This is a genomic window from Empedobacter stercoris (assembly GCF_025244765.1).
GTDB classification, from domain to species: Bacteria; Bacteroidota; Bacteroidia; order Flavobacteriales; family Weeksellaceae; genus Empedobacter; species Empedobacter stercoris.
In genome coordinates this window covers 1502099-1519535 of record NZ_CP104209.1, presented here as the reverse complement: position 1 = coordinate 1519535, position 17437 = coordinate 1502099, and the positions used below count along the sequence as shown (strand labels likewise).

The window sequence follows — 17437 nt, the reverse complement described above, 5'->3', positions numbered from 1 at the left end:
GTTGAAAACGATACTTTTTATATTACCAGACCTTAATCAAGGTGGAGCAGAACGTGTCATTACAACGTTGTGTAACGAACTGGATCGAACAAAGTTTTCGCCAAAATTAGTGCTTTTCAAAAAGGAAGGTTATTATTTGAATCATTTAAAAAAGGATATTGAAATCATTGAATTAAATATCTCTCGTATTCGATATTCTATTTTTAAGATTGTTCCATTAATCAAGAAAATAAAACCCGAAATTGTTTTTACAGGTTGGGGTGAAATTTCTGCTTTTTTATCACCCTTAATTCCATTGTTTCCAAAAACGAAATTTATAACGCGTGAAACAAATGTCGTTTCAAAACATGTTACGCGAAAAGAAATTCTATTTTTCTATCGTTTTTATCCTAATTTTCATCAAATCATTGCGCAAAGTGATGATATGAAAAACGATTTGATTCAGAATTTTAATATTTCGGAACATAAGATTGTTAAAATTAATAATCCAGTTGATTTTGATTTAATTAACCGATTAAAAGAAGAAAAGGTGAGTGTTGGGTTTGACACGAGCTATAAAAATATTGTGGCGATAGGTAATTTGTCTCCGCGAAAAGGATTTGATTTGTTACTCGATGTGATGAATGAATTGAAACATGAAAAAATACAGTTAACTATTCTTGGTGATGGTGCCTTTAAAGATGGGTTGATTAAACAAAAGGACGAGTTGAAATTAGCGAATGTGAGGTTTCAAGGAAATGTTCCGAATCCGTTTGTGTATTTAAAGCATGCTGATTTGTTTGTTCTTTCATCCCGTTACGAAGGTTTTCCGAATGTATTATTGGAAGCAGGTGCGTGCGGAACCTATAGTTTGGCAAATAATGCGCCTGGAGGAATCAATGAAATTATTCAAGAAGGAATCAATGGGGAAATTTTTCCAATAGATAATACCAAAGGTTTTGCGCAAAAAATAAAAGAAGTTTTAACACATCACCATCCAAAAGAACAGCTTGTAGAAAGTATCTTTTCTCGATTTAGTAAACAAATAATTATAAAACAATACGAAGCTATTTTTAATCAACTATAATGAATAATCCACCTAAACTATCAGTTATTGTTCCTGTTTATAATACCGAAAAATATCTTTCGAAGTGTTTAGATTCTATTTTGAATCAAACCTATAAAGAACTTGAGGTGATTGTAGTAAATGATGGTTCGAAAGATCATTCGCAATCAATTATCGATCAGTACAAACAGATTGATGCAAGAATTGTTTCTATTCTGAAAGAGAATGGAGGGTTAAGCGATGCGAGAAATGCAGGTATCGACCATGCGACAGGTGATTATTTGGCGTTTATAGATTCGGATGATTACATTGATAGAACGATGTTCGAAAAAATGGTTGATTTGAGTGTGCAACATCGGTCAGAAATTGTTTTTTGTGATTTGGTAAAAGTAGATGAATTTGGAACTGAGTTTCGTGATTTACCACAGTCTCCACAATTACCAGAAAAGATTATTTTGGAGAATGATCTGACTTTTTTTGGTGAAATGAGTTGTTTTGCTTGTAATAAAATTTTCAGAAGATCATTGTTTAACAAGCATCGTTTTAGAAAAGGAATTCACTTTGAAGACATCGAATTGATACCGAAATTAGTTTTAGATGCTACAGTTATTTCTAAAATTAATCAACCTTTTTATAAGTATTTTGAACGCCAAGATTCTATTACAAAGACCCATACGGCGAAAGGTTTGGATATGTTTGTTGCTGTAAATGAGGTGACAAATTATTTTTATAAAAGTAAATACAATACATTTGCAACCGAGCTAAAACGTTTTCAAATCATTCAGGGGTATTATTCGTATTTAGCCTATCTGGCCTATGTAAAAGATAAAACCTTGAAAAGTAGAATGATTGAAGCTTTAAGTGATTTTCTGAAAGAGAATCACTTAACAAAGAAAGAGCTTAAAAATTATAATCGTTTTGAAAAGAATTACTTAAATTCATTACCATTGAAAAAAAGAATGTATTATTATTTGTCACTTATGAACCTTCAACTGTTAATTAAATTATAATTTGAAGTGAGTTTAATTTATTTATTCATATTTTCTTTTCTGCTTATCGCATCAATATTAGAGTTTTCTGATAAAAAAGTCAGTAAACAATTGTATGTGTTAATTGTTGTGATAATGTCACTAACAGCTGGTTTTGGTTATGGTTTAAGCCCTGACTGGATTGCTTATTTTAATACGTTTAATATGTTATTAGATGTATCTTGGCCAGAATTTGATCGATTTGCTTACATGGCAGGTATGGAAAAAGGCTTCCTTGGTCTAAATAAGCTATTGGTAGATTTTGGCTTTGATTTTGGAATGCTCACTTTGCTTGTGGCATCAACTTCCTTAATTTTAAAATCATCAACTTTTTACAAATATGGTGGTTTTCCTTTCCTTGTTCTATTTATCTATGCCATGCCAAACTTTATGTTTGAGGAGCATGTGCATATTCGTCAGGGTTTAGCCAATGCAATTGCAATATATTCAATACGCTATGTGATTGATCGAAATTTAGTCAAATTTTTAATTTGCATTGCGGTAGGTTATCAATTTCATGAATCTATTATTGTTTTTGTACTTGCCTATTGGATTGCTCCAATGAAATTTGACGAAAAATTTATAGGTTGGATCGTTTTATTTTCAATTATAGGGTTTTATACTGGATTAAATTCAATCATAGAGGTTATCATGAACTTTATGCCTATTGGGCAAGAAAAATTCGAAGGTTACGAAAGTGAGTTATACGCACAAGGCGATGGGGTGGCTATAGGAGATTTTGTAAAAATTATTTCTATTCTATCCATTATCATTTATAATAAATATGCTGTTCACGATAAATTGTATTGTTATTTCCGAAACTTATTTGTTTTTGGTGTACTACTTTATTTCTTCTTAGGGAAAGGAATTTTTGGTATTCGATTACCAGGTTTTTATTTAGTTTTTTTAGGTTTAACGGTAGGGAGATTGGTGTATGTTTTTGACGGAGATAAATTTAAACGAAACTTTATATATTTAAGTTTTGTATCATACACTGTCTTGTTGATTTTTTGGTTCCAAGTAAAGCAAGGACATAAATCAAATTTTGGAAATTATCGAACTATTTTTAATAAAGAGGCCGTGTACGGATTATGGAAATGGAATTAGTATCTATTGTAACGCCTTGCTATAATTCGGAAAAGTATATAGCGGAAACTTATCAATCAATAAAGGCACAGACTTATTCTAATTGGGAATGGCTTATTGTTGATGATTGTTCAACTGACCGTTCGGTTGAAATTATAAAATCGTTTCAAGATCATCGAATTCATTTAAGTAGTCAAACAGTTAATCAAGGTGCTGCAAAAGCAAGAAATATAGCACTTTCCAAAGCAAATGGAAGGTACATCACGTTCATCGATAGCGATGATTTGTGGTTACCAGATTTTTTAGAAAAAACGATCGATTATTTACAATCAAATGATGAGCAATTAGTTTACACAAGTTATAAACGAGTAGATGAAAATTTGCAACCCTTGTTAGAGGATTTTATTGCGATTGATAAAATTGATAGTAATCGAATTTTATACAACTGTCCAATTCCGATGTTAACATCTGTTTATGACTCCAAAACGATAGGGAAAATTACTGTTCCTGATGTAGAATTAAGAGAAGATCATGCGATGTGGATTGATTTGTTAGCTAAAATAAATTACGCAAGAGCAATTGAAGAACCCTTAGCTATTTATCGAATTAGAGATAATTCTGTTTCGAGGGATAAATTTAAAATAGCAAAAAAACAATACGATGTCTATAGAAAATATTTAAAAATGAATTTTTTTAAATCTTCTTATTACACTTTTTTTTGGGCATTGAATGGATTAAAAAAATATGGAAAACTTTAAATTATTAGACTATTTATATACACTGGATATTTCTCCAATTTACATCAATATTTTGGGTGCATTTTTTTTTGCATTGACTATCACTTTGATTTCTATCCCTAAAATAATTAGAATCTCTTATAGAAAACAATTAATGGATGTGCCAGGAGAGCGTAGTTCGCATACGAATAAAGTTCCTACCTTGGGAGGTGTCGCATTGTACTTTGGTATTGTGGTTTCGACTTCTATTTTCGCAACAGATTTAGGTGTTAATTATTCCTTTTTTCTATCGGCTATTACCATCTTGTTTTTTATAGGATTAATGGACGATCTATTAGTTGTAGCACCAGATAAAAAACTATACGGACAACTAATAAGTACAATTTTAATTATTTTTGGTTCAGGAATTATGATTAATTCATTTTCAGGACTTTTTGGAATTTATAGAATACCATACGCTGTAGGGGTCTTGTTAACGATTTTTATATTCATTGTTTTGATTAATGCTTTCAATCTTATTGATGGAATTGATGGACTTGCAGCAGGAGTTGGAGGCGTAATTAGTCTATGTTTTGTGTATATTTTTTATCGAATTTTTGATTATGGCATAGGTATACTTGCCATTAGTACACTCGCTGTTTTAATAGGTTTTGCACGATACAATCTTTCCAAAAAATTTAGAATATTTATGGGGGATACAGGATCGATGGTCATAGGTTTTATTTTAACCTTTATGGCGATTCGATTTCTTTACATTAGCGAAACCTCCAATCTTGGCTTAAAGACTGGACCAGTACTTCTACTGTTTATCTTTGTGATTCCTATTGTAGATACTTCTTATGTTTTTACTGTTCGATTACTCAGAAAAAGAAGTCCATTTGCACCAGATAAAAACCATTTGCATCATCAATTTCTAAAATTAGGTTACAATCATTTGCAAACGTCGATCATTTTAGTATTAATTAACATTTTTTTTATAATCGTTGGGTATTATTTTAGAAATATTGAAATTAATAAACTATTTTTGGTTTTTATTGTTTTATCAATAAGTTTTGTTATCTCTCTAAGATATATTGTAGTATTAAAAAATAATAAAAACATATCATTATAAAAAATGCTTTACTTAAAATCAACTTTAACCAAAACCGCTATTTTATTGATCATCATGAATTTATTTTCATGTATATCACTTAAAGATGTTCAATTAATTCAACCAGATCAAAATTTAAAACTTGATGCTAAAGGGAAAATCGCTTTCGATAAACCTGAATACTATATTCAAAAAGGGGATCGCATTTTAATCAATGTTTCAAGTGCTTCTAAAGAATCTATGGGGATTCTAAGTGATTTTATTTCTTCAGGAAATCAAACTTTTGTTCAAGGAGAGAATTCAGGTGTATTAGTCAGAAAAGATGGAAACATAGAATTACCTCGAATTGGGAATATACATGTAGAAGGGTTTACTATAGAACAGGTTCGTAAGATAATTCAAGATGAATTTTATAAAATTTATGATGAGAAAGGAACTTTTATAGATGTAAATTTAGCAGGTATAGAATATACTATAGTGGGTGAAGTTAGTCAAGGGACATTTCGGGCAAATAAAAGAGATTTAACCATTTTAGAAGCTTTCGCTAAAACAGGATCTAATAATATATATGCAGACCTGAAAAATGTTCGTATAATCAGAACAGATTTGGATGGAACTAAGCAGGTTTATGTGGACTTGACAAAAGAATCTATTATGAATTCAGAGTATTATTGGATTCAGAATAATGATATTATTGTTGTTAATCCACGTAAAGAAAAAGTTTGGGGAGTTGGTCTAAACCCACTGAGCGTCGTTACAACAGTGATGGGAGCTATTGCAACTATTTTAGGAGTTTATTTATTTTTTGATAAAATTTAAGAATGGCGAACACAACGAATAATCAAAAAAGTAAGAAAAAACAATCTGACTTTATTGATGTAGAAAGGCTTATACCCAGGTTACTTAATGAGTGGCCATTATATATAATATCAATGCTGATTGCTTTAGCAGTTGCTTATTATTTAAATAACTGGAAACTGAATAAAATTTATTCGGCCAATACAACGTTTAAAATCAAGGATAATAGTTCGGCGAATAATTCTTTGGCATCTAATTCGATTAACTTCATTTGGGGAGGTAATGCCAACAAAATTGACGGATTATCTTATACTTTAACATCTCGTATTCATAATGAAAAAGTTGTTAAGAAGGCAGAATCCTATATTTTTTACACAGAAGAAGGCAGATTAAAAAAATCTAATATTTATAAATTAGATGCACCATTCCATGTGCATATTGATACATTTCATCAACAAGTTGCAAACGTAGATGTAAGAGTGAAGCCAAAGGATCAAAATTCATTTTATCTTGAAGTTGAAAATGCTAATGGATCGTTGTATCAATTTACAAAAGATAGTATTATTAAACCAGATGTTTTGAATCTTCCTAAAATTGGTTATTACAATCAATGGATGGTTGGAAAAAACTATAAAATAAAACTAACTCGCTCAAACGTACCGTTCTCAGAAAGTACAATTTCATTTAAGTTAGTGACTATTAAAGATGCAACATCTAGAGCGGTTAAGAATTTTAGTGTGTCAAATCCATCTAAAATTTCAAGTATTATTTCGGTTTCTAAAAATGCTGAAAGCTTAAATGAAGCAGTCGATTTATTAAATAATTCAATTCAGGTTTTAATAGAAAATGAACTTGCAGAGAGAAATTTATCGGCATATCAGACCAAAAAATACTTACAAGAAAGAATTACAGCAGTAAAGCTAAAGTTAGATAGTTCAACGAATAATTTGCAAGAACTGCAAAAACAAACAGGAGTTTATAATTTTAATACAAAGAAAAGTGAACTTTTAGGAAAATTAACAGCTTTAGATAAAGAACGTATAGAAGTAGAAGAGAAAATTAATGCTTTGCACCGTTTAATGCCTAAAAAATCGAGTAGTGTTGATAATTTAATAGCGCTTAATATTGCAGGACTTGATGTTTCGTACTACATGACAAATGTAGATCAATTGGATAATCTTGAAAACCAAAGAGAGCAAATGCTTAAGGTTTACAAATCAAATACGGATGAGATTAGAGAAATAGATCGTCAATTAGCGAAAACAAGAAACAATATTTCGAATGTTGTCAATGCGCATTTACAAAAGTTGAACACCGATTTGTCCATGATTAATGCTAAATTAGCGGAGTCTGAATTCAAAGCAAAAGATTTACCATACGAAGAAATAGAATTTGTGGAAGCAAATCGTGGGTTTGAGTTGAATAGTACAATGTATTCTACGTTGATCAATCAGTTAAACACAACCGATTTGTCTTTAGCCTCTATTGTCTCTGATATTACAATCATTGATCCTGCGAAGAATCAAGGTCAAGGATTTATTTACCCAAATCCAAATCGTAATTACTTGATTGCTTTAGGAATTGGTTTATTGATTCCTCTTATTTATGTGGTGATTAAAGAATTGTTAGATTTTAAAGTTCGTGTATTAAAGGATATCACAGGACGTACAAATATTCCAATTATTGGTTTGGTTGGTCCGTTAGGGGACAATTCACCATTAGTTGTTATCAATAATCCTAAATCTGGAATTTCAGAATCATTTAGATCTATTCGTTCTAATTTAAAGTATTTATATAAACATCCAGGACTCGACGAGCATAATAAAACCATTTTAGTCACTTCATTTATTGGAGGTGAAGGTAAAACGTTCAACGCGATGAATATCGCCAGTTCAATCGGTTCGATGGATAAGAAAACGATTCTGATTGGATTAGATTTACGTAAGCCAAAAATATTTGATGATTTTAATATCAACAATAAAGTTGGGGTAACAGATTATGTAGCAGGTTATTTAGATTTAAATAAAATTATACAACATACAATTTTACCTAATTTAGATGTTATTACAGCTGGTCCAATTCCTCCAAATCCTTCTGAATTGATTTTGAGTAAACGAATGGATCAATTGTTTGCTGAATTGAAAGAAAAATATGAATTTGTGATTATAGATTCGCCACCAATTGGATTGGTAACAGATTCTTATGATTTGATGTGTTATGCTGATTGTACATTGTATGTGACGCGTTACAATTATTCAGAGAAAAACTTTATTACGGCGATTTCGAATAAATACGATGAAGGAGAAGTGTCGAATGTTGGAATTATATTCAACGACTTCCAAATCAAAACGGGTTACAGTTATGGCTATGGTTACGGTTATGGCTACGGCTACGGTTATGATTACGGTTATGGCTATTTTGCTGGTGACGAAGATTTTGATAATTCATTCTTTGGTAAACTTAAACGATTAGCTACTCGTATTAAAAGTAAATTTTTTTAATTAAAATGTTATTAAAGAACATATTTGATTATATACTTGCATTAATCCTACTATTTTTTTTAGTGGGATTAATTGTTTTGTTAGTTATCATAAGTTCTTTTGATACGAATCAATTTGGTGTTTTTACTCAAAAAAGAGTAGGGAAGAACGGCAAGTTTTTTACTATTTACAAAATCAGAACAATTAAAGGATTTTCTGAAAATACAATTACCACCGATCAACATCATATTACAAAATTTGGAAAAATTCTAAGAGATTATAAATTAGATGAACTGCCACAGTTAATTAATATTCTAAAAGGTGAAATGAGCTTCGTTGGTCCTCGTCCTGATGTAAAAGGTTATGCTGATGTATTGGTTGGAGAAGATCGGATAATGCTTCAGGTAAAACCTGGTTTAACTGGGCCTGCTCAATTAAAATATCGACACGAAGAAGAACTCTTATCCGATGTTACAAATCCAAAAGCTTACAATGATGAAGTTCTTTGGCCAGATAAAGTGAAGATTAATGTCGACTATGTGAAGAATTGGAGTTTTAAACAAGATTTAATTTATATGGTTCAAACACTTATAAAAAAATAAAAGAGAATCCTAAATTGGATTCTCTTTTATTTTTGAAAATAGAGTAATATTATACTTGAATGACTCCTAAGTTAAATTGTTTTTCAATTGGTGCATGATTCGCTGCTTCAATTCCCATCGAAATCCATTTTCGTGTATCTAACGGATCAATAATTCCATCTGTCCATAAACGTGCTGCAGCATAGTATGGGCTCGTCTCATCGTTGTATTTTGCCGTAATTTCGTCTAATAATTCTTGTTTTTTCACTTCATCTACTTCAACACCTTGTGCTTTCAAAGAAGCTTCTTTGATTTGGAACAATACTTTCGCTGCTTGTTCACCTCCCATAACTGCTAATTGAGCCGATGGCCAGGCAGCAATCAATCGTGGATCATAAGCTTTTCCACACATGGCATAGTTTCCAGCACCGTAAGAATTACCAACTACAATTGTAAATTTTGGAACAACAGAATTTGATACTGCATTAACCATTTTTGCGCCATCTTTGATGATTCCACCATGTTCTGATTTCGAACCAACCATAAATCCAGTGACATCTTGTAAGAAAATCAATGGGATTTTCTTTTGATTACAATTTGCAATAAATCGAGTGGCTTTATCAGCAGAATCTGAATAAATAACACCGCCAAATTGCATTCCGTCTTTTTTAGACTTTACAATTTTACGTTGATTGGCTACAATTCCTACCGCCCAACCATCAATTCGCGCATAAGTACAAATGATTGACTTTCCATAATCGGGTTTGTATTCATCCAATTCAGAGTTATCAACAAGTCGGTTAATAATATCATACATATCGTATTGTTCGGCACGAGATTCAGGTAGAATGCCATAGATTTCTTTTTCGTCTAATGCTGGTTTTGCAGCTTCAATTCGATTAAATCCAGCTTTATCGTAATCTCCAATTTTTCCTACAATCGATTTTATTCGATCCAACGCATCCTTATCATCTTTGGCCTTATAATCTGTTACACCAGAAATTTCGCAATGTGTTGTTGCTCCTCCTAAAGTTTCGTTGTCAATGTCTTCTCCAATTGCCGCTTTTACCAAGTAGCTCCCTGCCAAGAAAATAGAACCCGTTTTATCTACTATCATTGCTTCATCGCTCATGATTGGTAAATAGGCTCCTCCAGCAACACAACTTCCCATGACCGCAGCAATCTGTGTAATTCCCATTGAAGACATGATGGCATTGTTTCGGAAAATACGTCCAAAGTTTTCTTTATCCGGAAATATTTCATCTTGCATAGGTAGATAAACTCCTGCACTATCGACTAAATAAATAATTGGTAATCGATTTTCCATGGCAATTTCTTGCGCTCGCAAATTCTTTTTTCCAGTAATTGGAAACCAAGCGCCAGCTTTTACTGTTGCATCATTTGCTACAACAATACATTGTTTTCCCGAAATGTATCCAATTTTTATTACAACACCTCCTGAAGGGCAACCGCCATGTTCTTTGTACATTCCATCGCCTGTTAAAGCACCAATTTCAATGCTTGGTTTTTTATCGTCGAATAGATAGTCAACACGTTCACGAGCTGTCATTTTTCCTTTGCTATGCAACGCATCAATTCTTTTTTGACCTCCGCCAAGGTAAACTTCATTTAGTTTGTTACGCAGTTTAGAAAGTAATAATTTGTTATGATCCTCTCTTTTATTAAAAGTTAAATCCATTGTGGTTTTCTGTTTGTTTACAGCTCTAAACTAATGAATTTTCTCCAATTCTTAAAATCAAATTTAAACTTACAAACCTGTACATACAAAGTTTTTGCAATGCGATTGCAATTGAGGAAAAAAGTGCTGAAAATCGTTTTCTAATTTTGAATAATTTAGTTCAAATTCAGGAATGATATGATGTAAATTATTTTTGAATTTAGTTCGACTTCCAACTCCTTTCAAAGTTTTTTGAACACCTTCTATTGTTGAATAGTTTTCGAACCAATCATATTTTAAAAGGTAAAAAATGATTTCTTGTAATTTTTTTGGGAATGAAGGATATTTATCTTCAAAAAGTTGATAACAATTTGTTTTAAAATTTTCGAACGGAAATTCTGAGAAATCATTCCAATGTTTAATCAAAAAATAATCGTAAATCACATCAATAATAATCGGTGAAAATTTATGTTGTGTGTTGTGAAAATAACTCGAGCTTCGTTTCACAATTTCGTGCGAATCGGTAAATGAATCAATCGATCGATGAAGTAAAATTCCTTTCTGAATCTCAGTTTCATAATTCATGAATTGATTTCCTTTAACGATTTCTCCAAGTAAATTTCCGATTTGGAGCGATTGATTTCCGAACGATAAAAATTGGTGTGCGACAAAGTTCATATGGCTTATTTAGTTGCATAAAGTTAATTCTTTTTTAAATGATACCATGTTATTTTATAATCATGAAAAAAGCCATCTGAAAAGATGGCTTTTGAATTATTTTAGTTGAGATTTATTTACTGAAATCGACTTTCAATAAATCAATTTTTGCTAATAATTGTTGTTGAACAGTTGTATATTCTTCTTGCGATGCTAAAGGAGCATTGACAGAGAAATAATATTTAATTTTAGGTTCTGTTCCCGAAGGACGACACGCTACTTTACTGCCATCTTCTGTGTAGAAAATTAAGACATTTGATTGAGGGATATTAATCGTTTTTTCTTCTCCAGAAACTAAATCTTTGTCGATTGAAGATAGGAAATCTTTTACACGAATAACTTTAGAACCGGCCAATTCTTTTGGAGGATTTGATCTGAATTCTACCATCATTTGTGCAATCAATTCAGCACCTTCTTTTCCTGGTTTAACAATGCTAATTAAATCTTCTTGATATGCTTTTCCTAATTCAAGGTAGATTTCAGTTAACTTATTATATAAAGAACTTCCTTTTGCTTTTTGTACAGCTGCAATTTCAGAAACCAGTAAAGCTGTTGTAACAGAATCTTTGTCTCGAATAAAATCACCCACCATAAATCCGAATGATTCTTCACCTCCTCCAACAAATTTTTCTTGGCCTTCGAATTTACGAATCATATCTGCAATCCATTTGAAACCTGTTAAACCAACTTTACAATCAACATTGAATTTTGCTGCGATATCATAGAAGATGTCAGACGTTACAATAGTTGAACCAATAAATTCTTTTCCAATTAATTTACCAGCTTCTTGCCATTTTTCTAATAAATAATAAGCCAAAACAGTATTCATTTGGTTACCATTTAATAAAACGATTTTACCTTCGTTGTTACGCGTTGCAACACCAACACGATCGGCATCAGGATCTGTACCAATGACAACATCAGCACCGATTTCGTTTGCCAAAGCAACCGCCATAGTTAATGCTTCTGGTTCTTCCGGATTTGGCGATTTTACTGTAGGGAAATCACCACTTGGAATTGCTTGTTCAGCTACTTGATGAACTTGTGTGAAACCAGCTTTTTCAAATGCTTTTGGTGTAATGGCAACAGAAGTTCCGTGAATAGATGTAAATACAATTTTGATATCTTGTTTTCCTTCTTGCGTAAAACTACCGTTTGCTACACATGCATCAATAAAGGCTTCGTCAATCTCTTTTCCAATGTAAGTTAATAAGGTATCATTTCCTTGAAATTTAATTTCTTCAACTTTTACATTGTTTACTTCGTTGATAATTTCACCATCTTGTGGTGGAACAATTTGCGCACCATCATTCCAATATACTTTGTATCCATTGTAAATAGGAGGGTTGTGAGAAGCTGTTAAAACAATTCCTGCATCGCAACCTAAATGACGAACTGTAAACGATAATTCTGGTGTTGGACGGAAAGATTCGAATAAGTAAACATTGATTCCGTTTGCTGTTAAAACATCAGCAACCATTTTTGCAAACGTATCCGAATTGTGACGCACATCGTATGCAATGGCTACTTTTTTCTCTTTATTTGGAAATTGTTGATTGATATAATTTGCTAAACCTTGAGTGGCAGCACCAAGTGTATATTTGTTCAAACGATTTGTTCCAACGCCCATTATTCCACGCATTCCTCCTGTACCAAACTCTAAGTTTTTGTAAAAAGAATCGTCTAATTCGGTTGGATTGTTATCGATTAAATCTTGAACAGCTTTTCTTGTTTCCGCATCGTACGCGTCAGAAAGCCATAATTGAGCATTTTCTAAACTTGAAATCATTCTTGTTTTTATTTTTTAAGTACCTGGGCGCGGTCAGTTACTTTTGTATCCTTGTTTGGATCGCCCATGAAATTTACGATTGAGTTTCCTTTTGCAGCACCATATAATGTTTGACGAGCATTGATATCTAACAAAGCATTATCGTCTGTTGTGAAATTAGCTTCATTCACTTCATATTTAAACAAATCTAACTTTGCTTCTCCATAGGCTTTTACTTTCATTGTTCCTGCAGTTCCTTCTAACATGATATTAGTTTGGTCATCCGCTTTCAAATTAAAGTCATTGGTAATCAAAAAAGTTTGACTTATTCGTGCTTGATCTGTGACATTCATCTCTAATTCATCAACATTTAATGTTCCTGAAGTGGTCAAAGAAGTTTGTTTATTCACATCAATTTTTTCTAAATCACGTGTTACATAAACATACAAATCATAAGCGCTGTATTGGTCTACATTTGATTTTTCTTTGATTGAAAGCGTTTGATTATTTGCTGTAACTTCTAAATTATCGATAATATTTTGGTGCGATTCTACTTTAACTCCAGTTGTATTTCCTGGAACTAAAATAACATTACAATTACATGAAACGCTCAAATCTTTGATGTTGTCAGCTGTATATTCTTTTTGAGCTGTTGCTACGCCTTCTCCATCAATAGACGATGAACAAGAAGTGGCAATTAAACCTAAAAATCCTAATAAAATAATCTTTTTCATAGTTGTGGGTTTTAATTAGTTTAAATTCAATTCTTTTTGAACTAAATACAATTGTTTTTCTCTGTTGTTACGAACAATTAACTCGCCCAAAAATCCCGCCAAAAATAGCTGTGTTCCTAAAATCATAAAAACCAATGAAATGTAGAAATAGGGACTGTCTGTAATTAATCTTGCAGGGGAATGTGAAATATAAACTTTGTATAATTTTTCGATTCCTAAATAAAAAGAGGCAAAAAATCCTAAGATAAACATCAAAGTTCCTAATAAACCGAAAATATGCATGGGTTTATTCCCAAATTTTGAAGCAAAGAAAAGTGTAATCAAATCCAAGAAACCATTTACAAAACGATTTGCTCCAAATTTTGAAACACCATATTTACGTGCTTGATGTTTTACTTTTTTCTCAATAATTCGAGAATAGCCTGCGTTTTTAGCTAAAACAGGAATATAGCGATGCATGTCTCCATACAACTCGATATTTTGCGTTACTTCCCAACGATAAGCTTTCAAACCACAGTTAAAATCATGCAATTTTACACCCGAAGTTTTGCGTGCTACACCGTTAAATAATTTTGAAGGAAGATTCTTTGTCAGTTTGTTGTCTTGACGATTCTCTTTCCAACCCGATACAATATCTGCTTTGTTATTTTTAAGCATTTTGTATAACGACGGAATTTCTTCAGGAAAATCTTGTAAATCGGCATCCATCGTAATCACAACATCGCCTTTTACTTCTTTGAAAGCGGCGCTTAGTGCAGGAGATTTTCCATAATTTTTACGGAATTTAATTCCTTTTACTTCAGGATTGAAGTTGGCAATATATTCGATAATTTGCCACGAATCATCTGTACTTCCGTCATCAACGAAAATAACTTCGAATGTAAAATCATTCTGCTCACAGACTTTTTTGATTCTGTAGAATAATTCCTCTAAGGAATCTTGTTCGTTCAACAAAGGAACAACAACTGAAATATTCATATGTTAAAAAACACGTTTTTTTAAGAATTGTGAAAACATTGCTGAAATTGCAATGTAGAAAGATAAGAAAATTGAGAATAATCCAAAAAAGTTTTTAACAGTAAATAAATTTAATGTTTTATAATCATCCGAATTTCTAAATGTTTCGATATCTTTTGCGATTTTAGGATCAGACATATTTGATGTAAAAGTGTCTAATAATCCTTGTTTCAAACTATCTTGAGCCCATTCACCATACGTATTAAAAAATACAAAGATGACAATCAAACTAATGATTCCACCAAAGAAGATGGTGTAAAAACCAATCTTGAATCCTTCTTTAAAGGTCATTAAATCTTCTGAAGTTTGATGATTTTTAGCTTTCGCTCTTGATAAATTGAAAATAGTGAAGAAACAGTATACTGCATACAATGGTAATACTACGAAACAGCAAATCATGAAGCTGTAGGTGTAATAATCTTGTACAGAAACGGTTCCGTTAAGAGAGAAATAAAAGTATAGTGCAAAAAACAATACTAAGGTAATTCCCGCCAGCACTAATGAATTTTTGAAAATTTTATTAAAACTAATCATTTTGCAAAGATAAATATATCCTTTATTCTATGATAGTTTATTTTGTATGATTTAAAAGGTAATTTATATTAAGAAATAAATTATTTTTGTTTGTAAATGATTTCATTATTTAAATATTTTTTTAGCTGTATCTCTCATCACTTCGTCTCTATTAATAGTAGAAGTGAATGATAAAACGATGCCTTTAGACGAATATTTACATGATTATAATTCTGTTTTATACAACAATCCTTCAGAAGTTATTTCGAATGCAGAGTTTTTGATTCGAAATTTGGATAATAAAAAAAATATTGCCGAAACTTATCTGCTTTTAGCTTATGGTCATTTTTATGCTGGGAAAAATGATAAAGCTTTAGAAAATGCTGCTCTTGCTAATCTGGAAGCATTAAAAACATCGAATATAAAGCTAATTGATGATTCAGAATTGAATCTATCAACAGTATCATTTATATGATTTTTCTGAAAAATATATTGCTGAAAATCATTCAGAGAATGGAATTTCAATAAAGGCTTCACAATTTTTTAATCAAGGAAATTTTGGGAAATGTATTGAAACGTTTTTAGGTAAAAAAAAATTGACGATTGAGGAAAAACTTATTTTGTCAAAGGCTTATCTTAAAAATCATCAATATGATAAAGCCTTTCAATTACTTCAAAATCTGAATCAAAATGATGCACTTGGTTTGTATTTTAAAACAAGAATAGAATTGTATTTGGGAGAATTGTACTTTGATAAAAGGGAGACAGATAAAGCGCTAAATCATTATAAAATTGCGTTGAGTTTGGCCAAGAAATTAAATCATCCTTATTTAATTAACGATGTTTATTACAATTTGGGAAGCTTGTATTTAGCAACTCATTCTATTCACGAAATTAATTATTATAGCGAAAAGTATGACTCCATTTCTACGTTGAATTTATTGATGAATCAGAAAATTAATAATGAAATTTTTTATCATCAATCAAAAATAATCCAATTAAAGCAGCAAAAAACAGAAGATTTATTACAAAGACTTATCATTTTTTCCTTTGTTGTGTTATTCTTAACTATCCTTATTTATGGTTATATTCTGAACAAAAAAAAGGAAAAATTAGGTGTTGTTACTACAATTTTACAAACCATAAAAGAATCTAAAAATGAAGTTGTACAAGCTGATTTGGAAACTAAATATTCGCAAAAAACAGATTTGTTGTCTAAAGATAAAGAATACGCGCTTTTGCAAAAGTTAGATTCTTTTGAGAAAACGAATAAATTTTTATCCAAAAATGTTTCGTTAAGGCTTGTTGCATCTAAACTTGATACCAATACAAAATATCTGAGTGAGGTGATTAATCGTCATAAGAAAAAGAATTTCAACACTTATATAAACGAACTTAGAATAAAATATATACTGAATAAGTTGACAACTGATTCTAATTATTTGAATTATAAAATCAGTTATTTAGCGGAAGAAGCGGGGTTTTCTTCGCACAGTAGCTTTGTGTCTGCATTTAAAACTTTTACAGGAACTACACCAACACTTTTCATTAACACTTTAAGTCGAACAGCAGAATTATGAGAAAAATACTATTGATGTGGCTGATGTTGTATGGTAGTTTTATTGGTTTTGCGCAAAGTGATTCGATTAAAATTAAAAATCTTTACGAAGAAGCCAAGACAAATGTTTACAAAGACCCAAAACAAGCAATAAAACAAATCGATGTATTGATAAATCATTCAAACATAAATGCTAAACAGCTGGTTGATATTTACTTTTTAAAATCTACTGCATATTCTAATTTAAGAGACAATGAGAAAGCATTGGAATATTTGAATAAAACCTATGAATTGGTTAATGTTTTAGAAAATAAAGGACAAAAAGTAGCTGCGTTTCATCGGATTTCATCTATTTATCATAGTTTAAAACTATATGATAAATCGCTTGTTTATCTGAATGAAGCTGAGAAAACAATTCAGAATTTAGAAAATAGACAGGAAAAATTAGAATCGGTTGCCTATAATTACACCGTAAGAGGGTTGATTTTTAAAGATCTGAATAATACCAATAGCGCAATAAATTATTTTAACAAAGCCATTAGGAGTTATAATCAAATAGAGAATAGTTTTGTTGCAAATTCTAATAAAAGTGTTATTTAAAAACAGA

The 17437-nt window shown here is 31.2% G+C and carries 17 protein-coding genes; 11 read left to right on the top strand and 6 right to left on the bottom strand.

The genetic code is table 11. The features are described from left to right. Window position 1 precedes the first annotated feature (1 nt). The 8 genes from NZD85_RS07205 (at window position 2) to NZD85_RS07170 (ending at window position 8866) form a co-directional block, all read left to right on the top strand. On the top strand, window positions 2-1066 hold the full coding sequence (locus NZD85_RS07205) for a glycosyltransferase (RefSeq protein WP_260541057.1): 1065 nt from the start codon (window positions 2-4) through the stop codon (window positions 1064-1066). Continuing rightward, window positions 1066-2055, top strand: a complete 990-nt coding sequence (locus tag NZD85_RS07200) for a glycosyltransferase family 2 protein (protein ID WP_260541056.1) — start codon at window positions 1066-1068, stop codon at window positions 2053-2055. Before NZD85_RS07205 ends, NZD85_RS07200 begins: the two co-directional genes overlap by 1 nt. A gap of 114 nt (window positions 2056-2169) precedes the next feature. Beyond that, complete coding sequence (locus NZD85_RS07195; RefSeq protein WP_260541054.1) at window positions 2170-3180, top strand: EpsG family protein; 1011 nt, start codon at window positions 2170-2172, stop codon at window positions 3178-3180. Then, a complete protein-coding gene (locus tag NZD85_RS07190) occupies window positions 3171-3917 on the top strand; it encodes a glycosyltransferase family 2 protein (protein ID WP_260541052.1) in 747 nt (248 codons plus the stop codon). Before NZD85_RS07195 ends, NZD85_RS07190 begins: the two co-directional genes overlap by 10 nt. Beyond that, window positions 3904-5007 carry a glycosyltransferase family 4 protein gene (locus tag NZD85_RS07185; RefSeq protein WP_260541050.1) on the top strand — a complete coding sequence of 368 codons (1104 nt, stop codon included), beginning with the start codon at window positions 3904-3906 and terminating at the stop codon, window positions 5005-5007. The genes NZD85_RS07190 and NZD85_RS07185 overlap by 14 nt, the downstream gene beginning before the upstream one ends. Window positions 5008-5061: 54 nt before the next feature. After that, window positions 5062-5805, top strand: coding sequence for a polysaccharide biosynthesis/export family protein (locus tag NZD85_RS07180; protein WP_260541047.1), 744 nt, complete (start codon window positions 5062-5064; stop codon window positions 5803-5805). Between the two features lie 2 nt (window positions 5806-5807). After that, window positions 5808-8285, top strand: a complete 2478-nt coding sequence (locus NZD85_RS07175; RefSeq protein WP_260544513.1) for a polysaccharide biosynthesis tyrosine autokinase — start codon at window positions 5808-5810, stop codon at window positions 8283-8285. 5 nt (window positions 8286-8290) lie between these two features. Next, on the top strand, window positions 8291-8866 hold the full coding sequence (locus NZD85_RS07170) for a sugar transferase (protein ID WP_225541298.1): 576 nt from the start codon (window positions 8291-8293) through the stop codon (window positions 8864-8866). Between the two features lie 49 nt (window positions 8867-8915). On the opposite strand, the gene NZD85_RS07165 is transcribed toward NZD85_RS07170, so the two are convergent. The 6 genes from NZD85_RS07165 to NZD85_RS07140 form a co-directional block, all read right to left on the bottom strand. Next, complete coding sequence (locus NZD85_RS07165) at window positions 8916-10544, bottom strand: acyl-CoA carboxylase subunit beta (protein ID WP_260544511.1); 1629 nt, start codon at window positions 10542-10544, stop codon at window positions 8916-8918. A gap of 69 nt (window positions 10545-10613) precedes the next feature. Beyond that, window positions 10614-11201, bottom strand: a complete 588-nt coding sequence (locus NZD85_RS07160; RefSeq protein ID WP_260544509.1) for an acyl carrier protein phosphodiesterase — start codon at window positions 11199-11201, stop codon at window positions 10614-10616. A 112-nt stretch (window positions 11202-11313) separates the two neighbouring features. Continuing rightward, on the bottom strand, window positions 11314-13029 hold the full coding sequence (locus tag NZD85_RS07155) for a phospho-sugar mutase (protein ID WP_260544507.1): 1716 nt from the start codon (window positions 13027-13029) through the stop codon (window positions 11314-11316). 8 nt (window positions 13030-13037) lie between these two features. Beyond that, window positions 13038-13742, bottom strand: coding sequence for a GIN domain-containing protein (locus tag NZD85_RS07150; RefSeq protein WP_171623123.1), 705 nt, complete (start codon window positions 13740-13742; stop codon window positions 13038-13040). A gap of 15 nt (window positions 13743-13757) precedes the next feature. Next, complete coding sequence (locus tag NZD85_RS07145; RefSeq protein ID WP_171623124.1) at window positions 13758-14720, bottom strand: glycosyltransferase family 2 protein; 963 nt, start codon at window positions 14718-14720, stop codon at window positions 13758-13760. Between the two features lie 3 nt (window positions 14721-14723). Next, the gene (locus NZD85_RS07140) at window positions 14724-15293 is read right to left on the bottom strand and encodes a DUF4199 domain-containing protein (protein ID WP_188319614.1); all 570 of its coding nucleotides are present in this window, start codon (window positions 15291-15293) and stop codon (window positions 14724-14726) included. Window positions 15294-15471: 178 nt separating this feature from the next. Here NZD85_RS07140 and NZD85_RS07135 point away from each other — a divergent pair, with 178 nt between their 5' ends. The 3 genes from NZD85_RS07135 (at window position 15472) to NZD85_RS07125 (ending at window position 17430) form a co-directional block, all read left to right on the top strand. After that, entirely contained in the window at window positions 15472-15747 is a 276-nt protein-coding gene (locus tag NZD85_RS07135; RefSeq protein WP_225541301.1) for a hypothetical protein, read from the top strand. A gap of 145 nt (window positions 15748-15892) precedes the next feature. Further along, a complete protein-coding gene (locus NZD85_RS07130) occupies window positions 15893-16852 on the top strand; it encodes an AraC family transcriptional regulator (RefSeq protein WP_225541302.1) in 960 nt (319 codons plus the stop codon). Continuing rightward, window positions 16849-17430, top strand: coding sequence for a tetratricopeptide repeat protein (locus tag NZD85_RS07125; RefSeq protein ID WP_260544506.1), 582 nt, complete (start codon window positions 16849-16851; stop codon window positions 17428-17430). The genes NZD85_RS07130 and NZD85_RS07125 overlap by 4 nt, the downstream gene beginning before the upstream one ends. Window positions 17431-17437 lie beyond the last annotated feature (7 nt).

Bases quoted from the DNA above. Each gene is read 5' to 3' on its own strand.
- NZD85_RS07200 (WP_260541056.1), top strand. From the start codon at position 1,066: ATGAATAATCCACCTAAACTATCAGTTATTGTTCCTGTTTATAATACC.
- NZD85_RS07195 (WP_260541054.1), top strand. From the start codon at position 2,170: ATGTCACTAACAGCTGGTTTTGGTTATGGTTTAAGCCCTGACTGGATT.
- NZD85_RS07190 (WP_260541052.1), top strand. From the start codon at position 3,171: ATGGAATTAGTATCTATTGTAACGCCTTGCTATAATTCGGAAAAGTAT.
- NZD85_RS07185 (WP_260541050.1), top strand. From the start codon at position 3,904: ATGGAAAACTTTAAATTATTAGACTATTTATATACACTGGATATTTCT.
- NZD85_RS07180 (WP_260541047.1), top strand. From the start codon at position 5,062: ATGAATTTATTTTCATGTATATCACTTAAAGATGTTCAATTAATTCAA.
- NZD85_RS07175 (WP_260544513.1), top strand. From the start codon at position 5,808: ATGGCGAACACAACGAATAATCAAAAAAGTAAGAAAAAACAATCTGAC.
- NZD85_RS07170 (WP_225541298.1), top strand. From the start codon at position 8,291: ATGTTATTAAAGAACATATTTGATTATATACTTGCATTAATCCTACTA.
- NZD85_RS07165 (WP_260544511.1), bottom strand. From the start codon at position 10,544: ATGGATTTAACTTTTAATAAAAGAGAGGATCATAACAAATTATTACTT.
- NZD85_RS07160 (WP_260544509.1), bottom strand. From the start codon at position 11,201: ATGAACTTTGTCGCACACCAATTTTTATCGTTCGGAAATCAATCGCTC.
- NZD85_RS07155 (WP_260544507.1), bottom strand. From the start codon at position 13,029: ATGATTTCAAGTTTAGAAAATGCTCAATTATGGCTTTCTGACGCGTAC.
- NZD85_RS07150 (WP_171623123.1), bottom strand. From the start codon at position 13,742: ATGAAAAAGATTATTTTATTAGGATTTTTAGGTTTAATTGCCACTTCT.
- NZD85_RS07145 (WP_171623124.1), bottom strand. From the start codon at position 14,720: ATGAATATTTCAGTTGTTGTTCCTTTGTTGAACGAACAAGATTCCTTA.
- NZD85_RS07140 (WP_188319614.1), bottom strand. From the start codon at position 15,293: ATGATTAGTTTTAATAAAATTTTCAAAAATTCATTAGTGCTGGCGGGA.
- NZD85_RS07135 (WP_225541301.1), top strand. From the start codon at position 15,472: ATGCCTTTAGACGAATATTTACATGATTATAATTCTGTTTTATACAAC.
- NZD85_RS07125 (WP_260544506.1), top strand. From the start codon at position 16,849: ATGAGAAAAATACTATTGATGTGGCTGATGTTGTATGGTAGTTTTATT.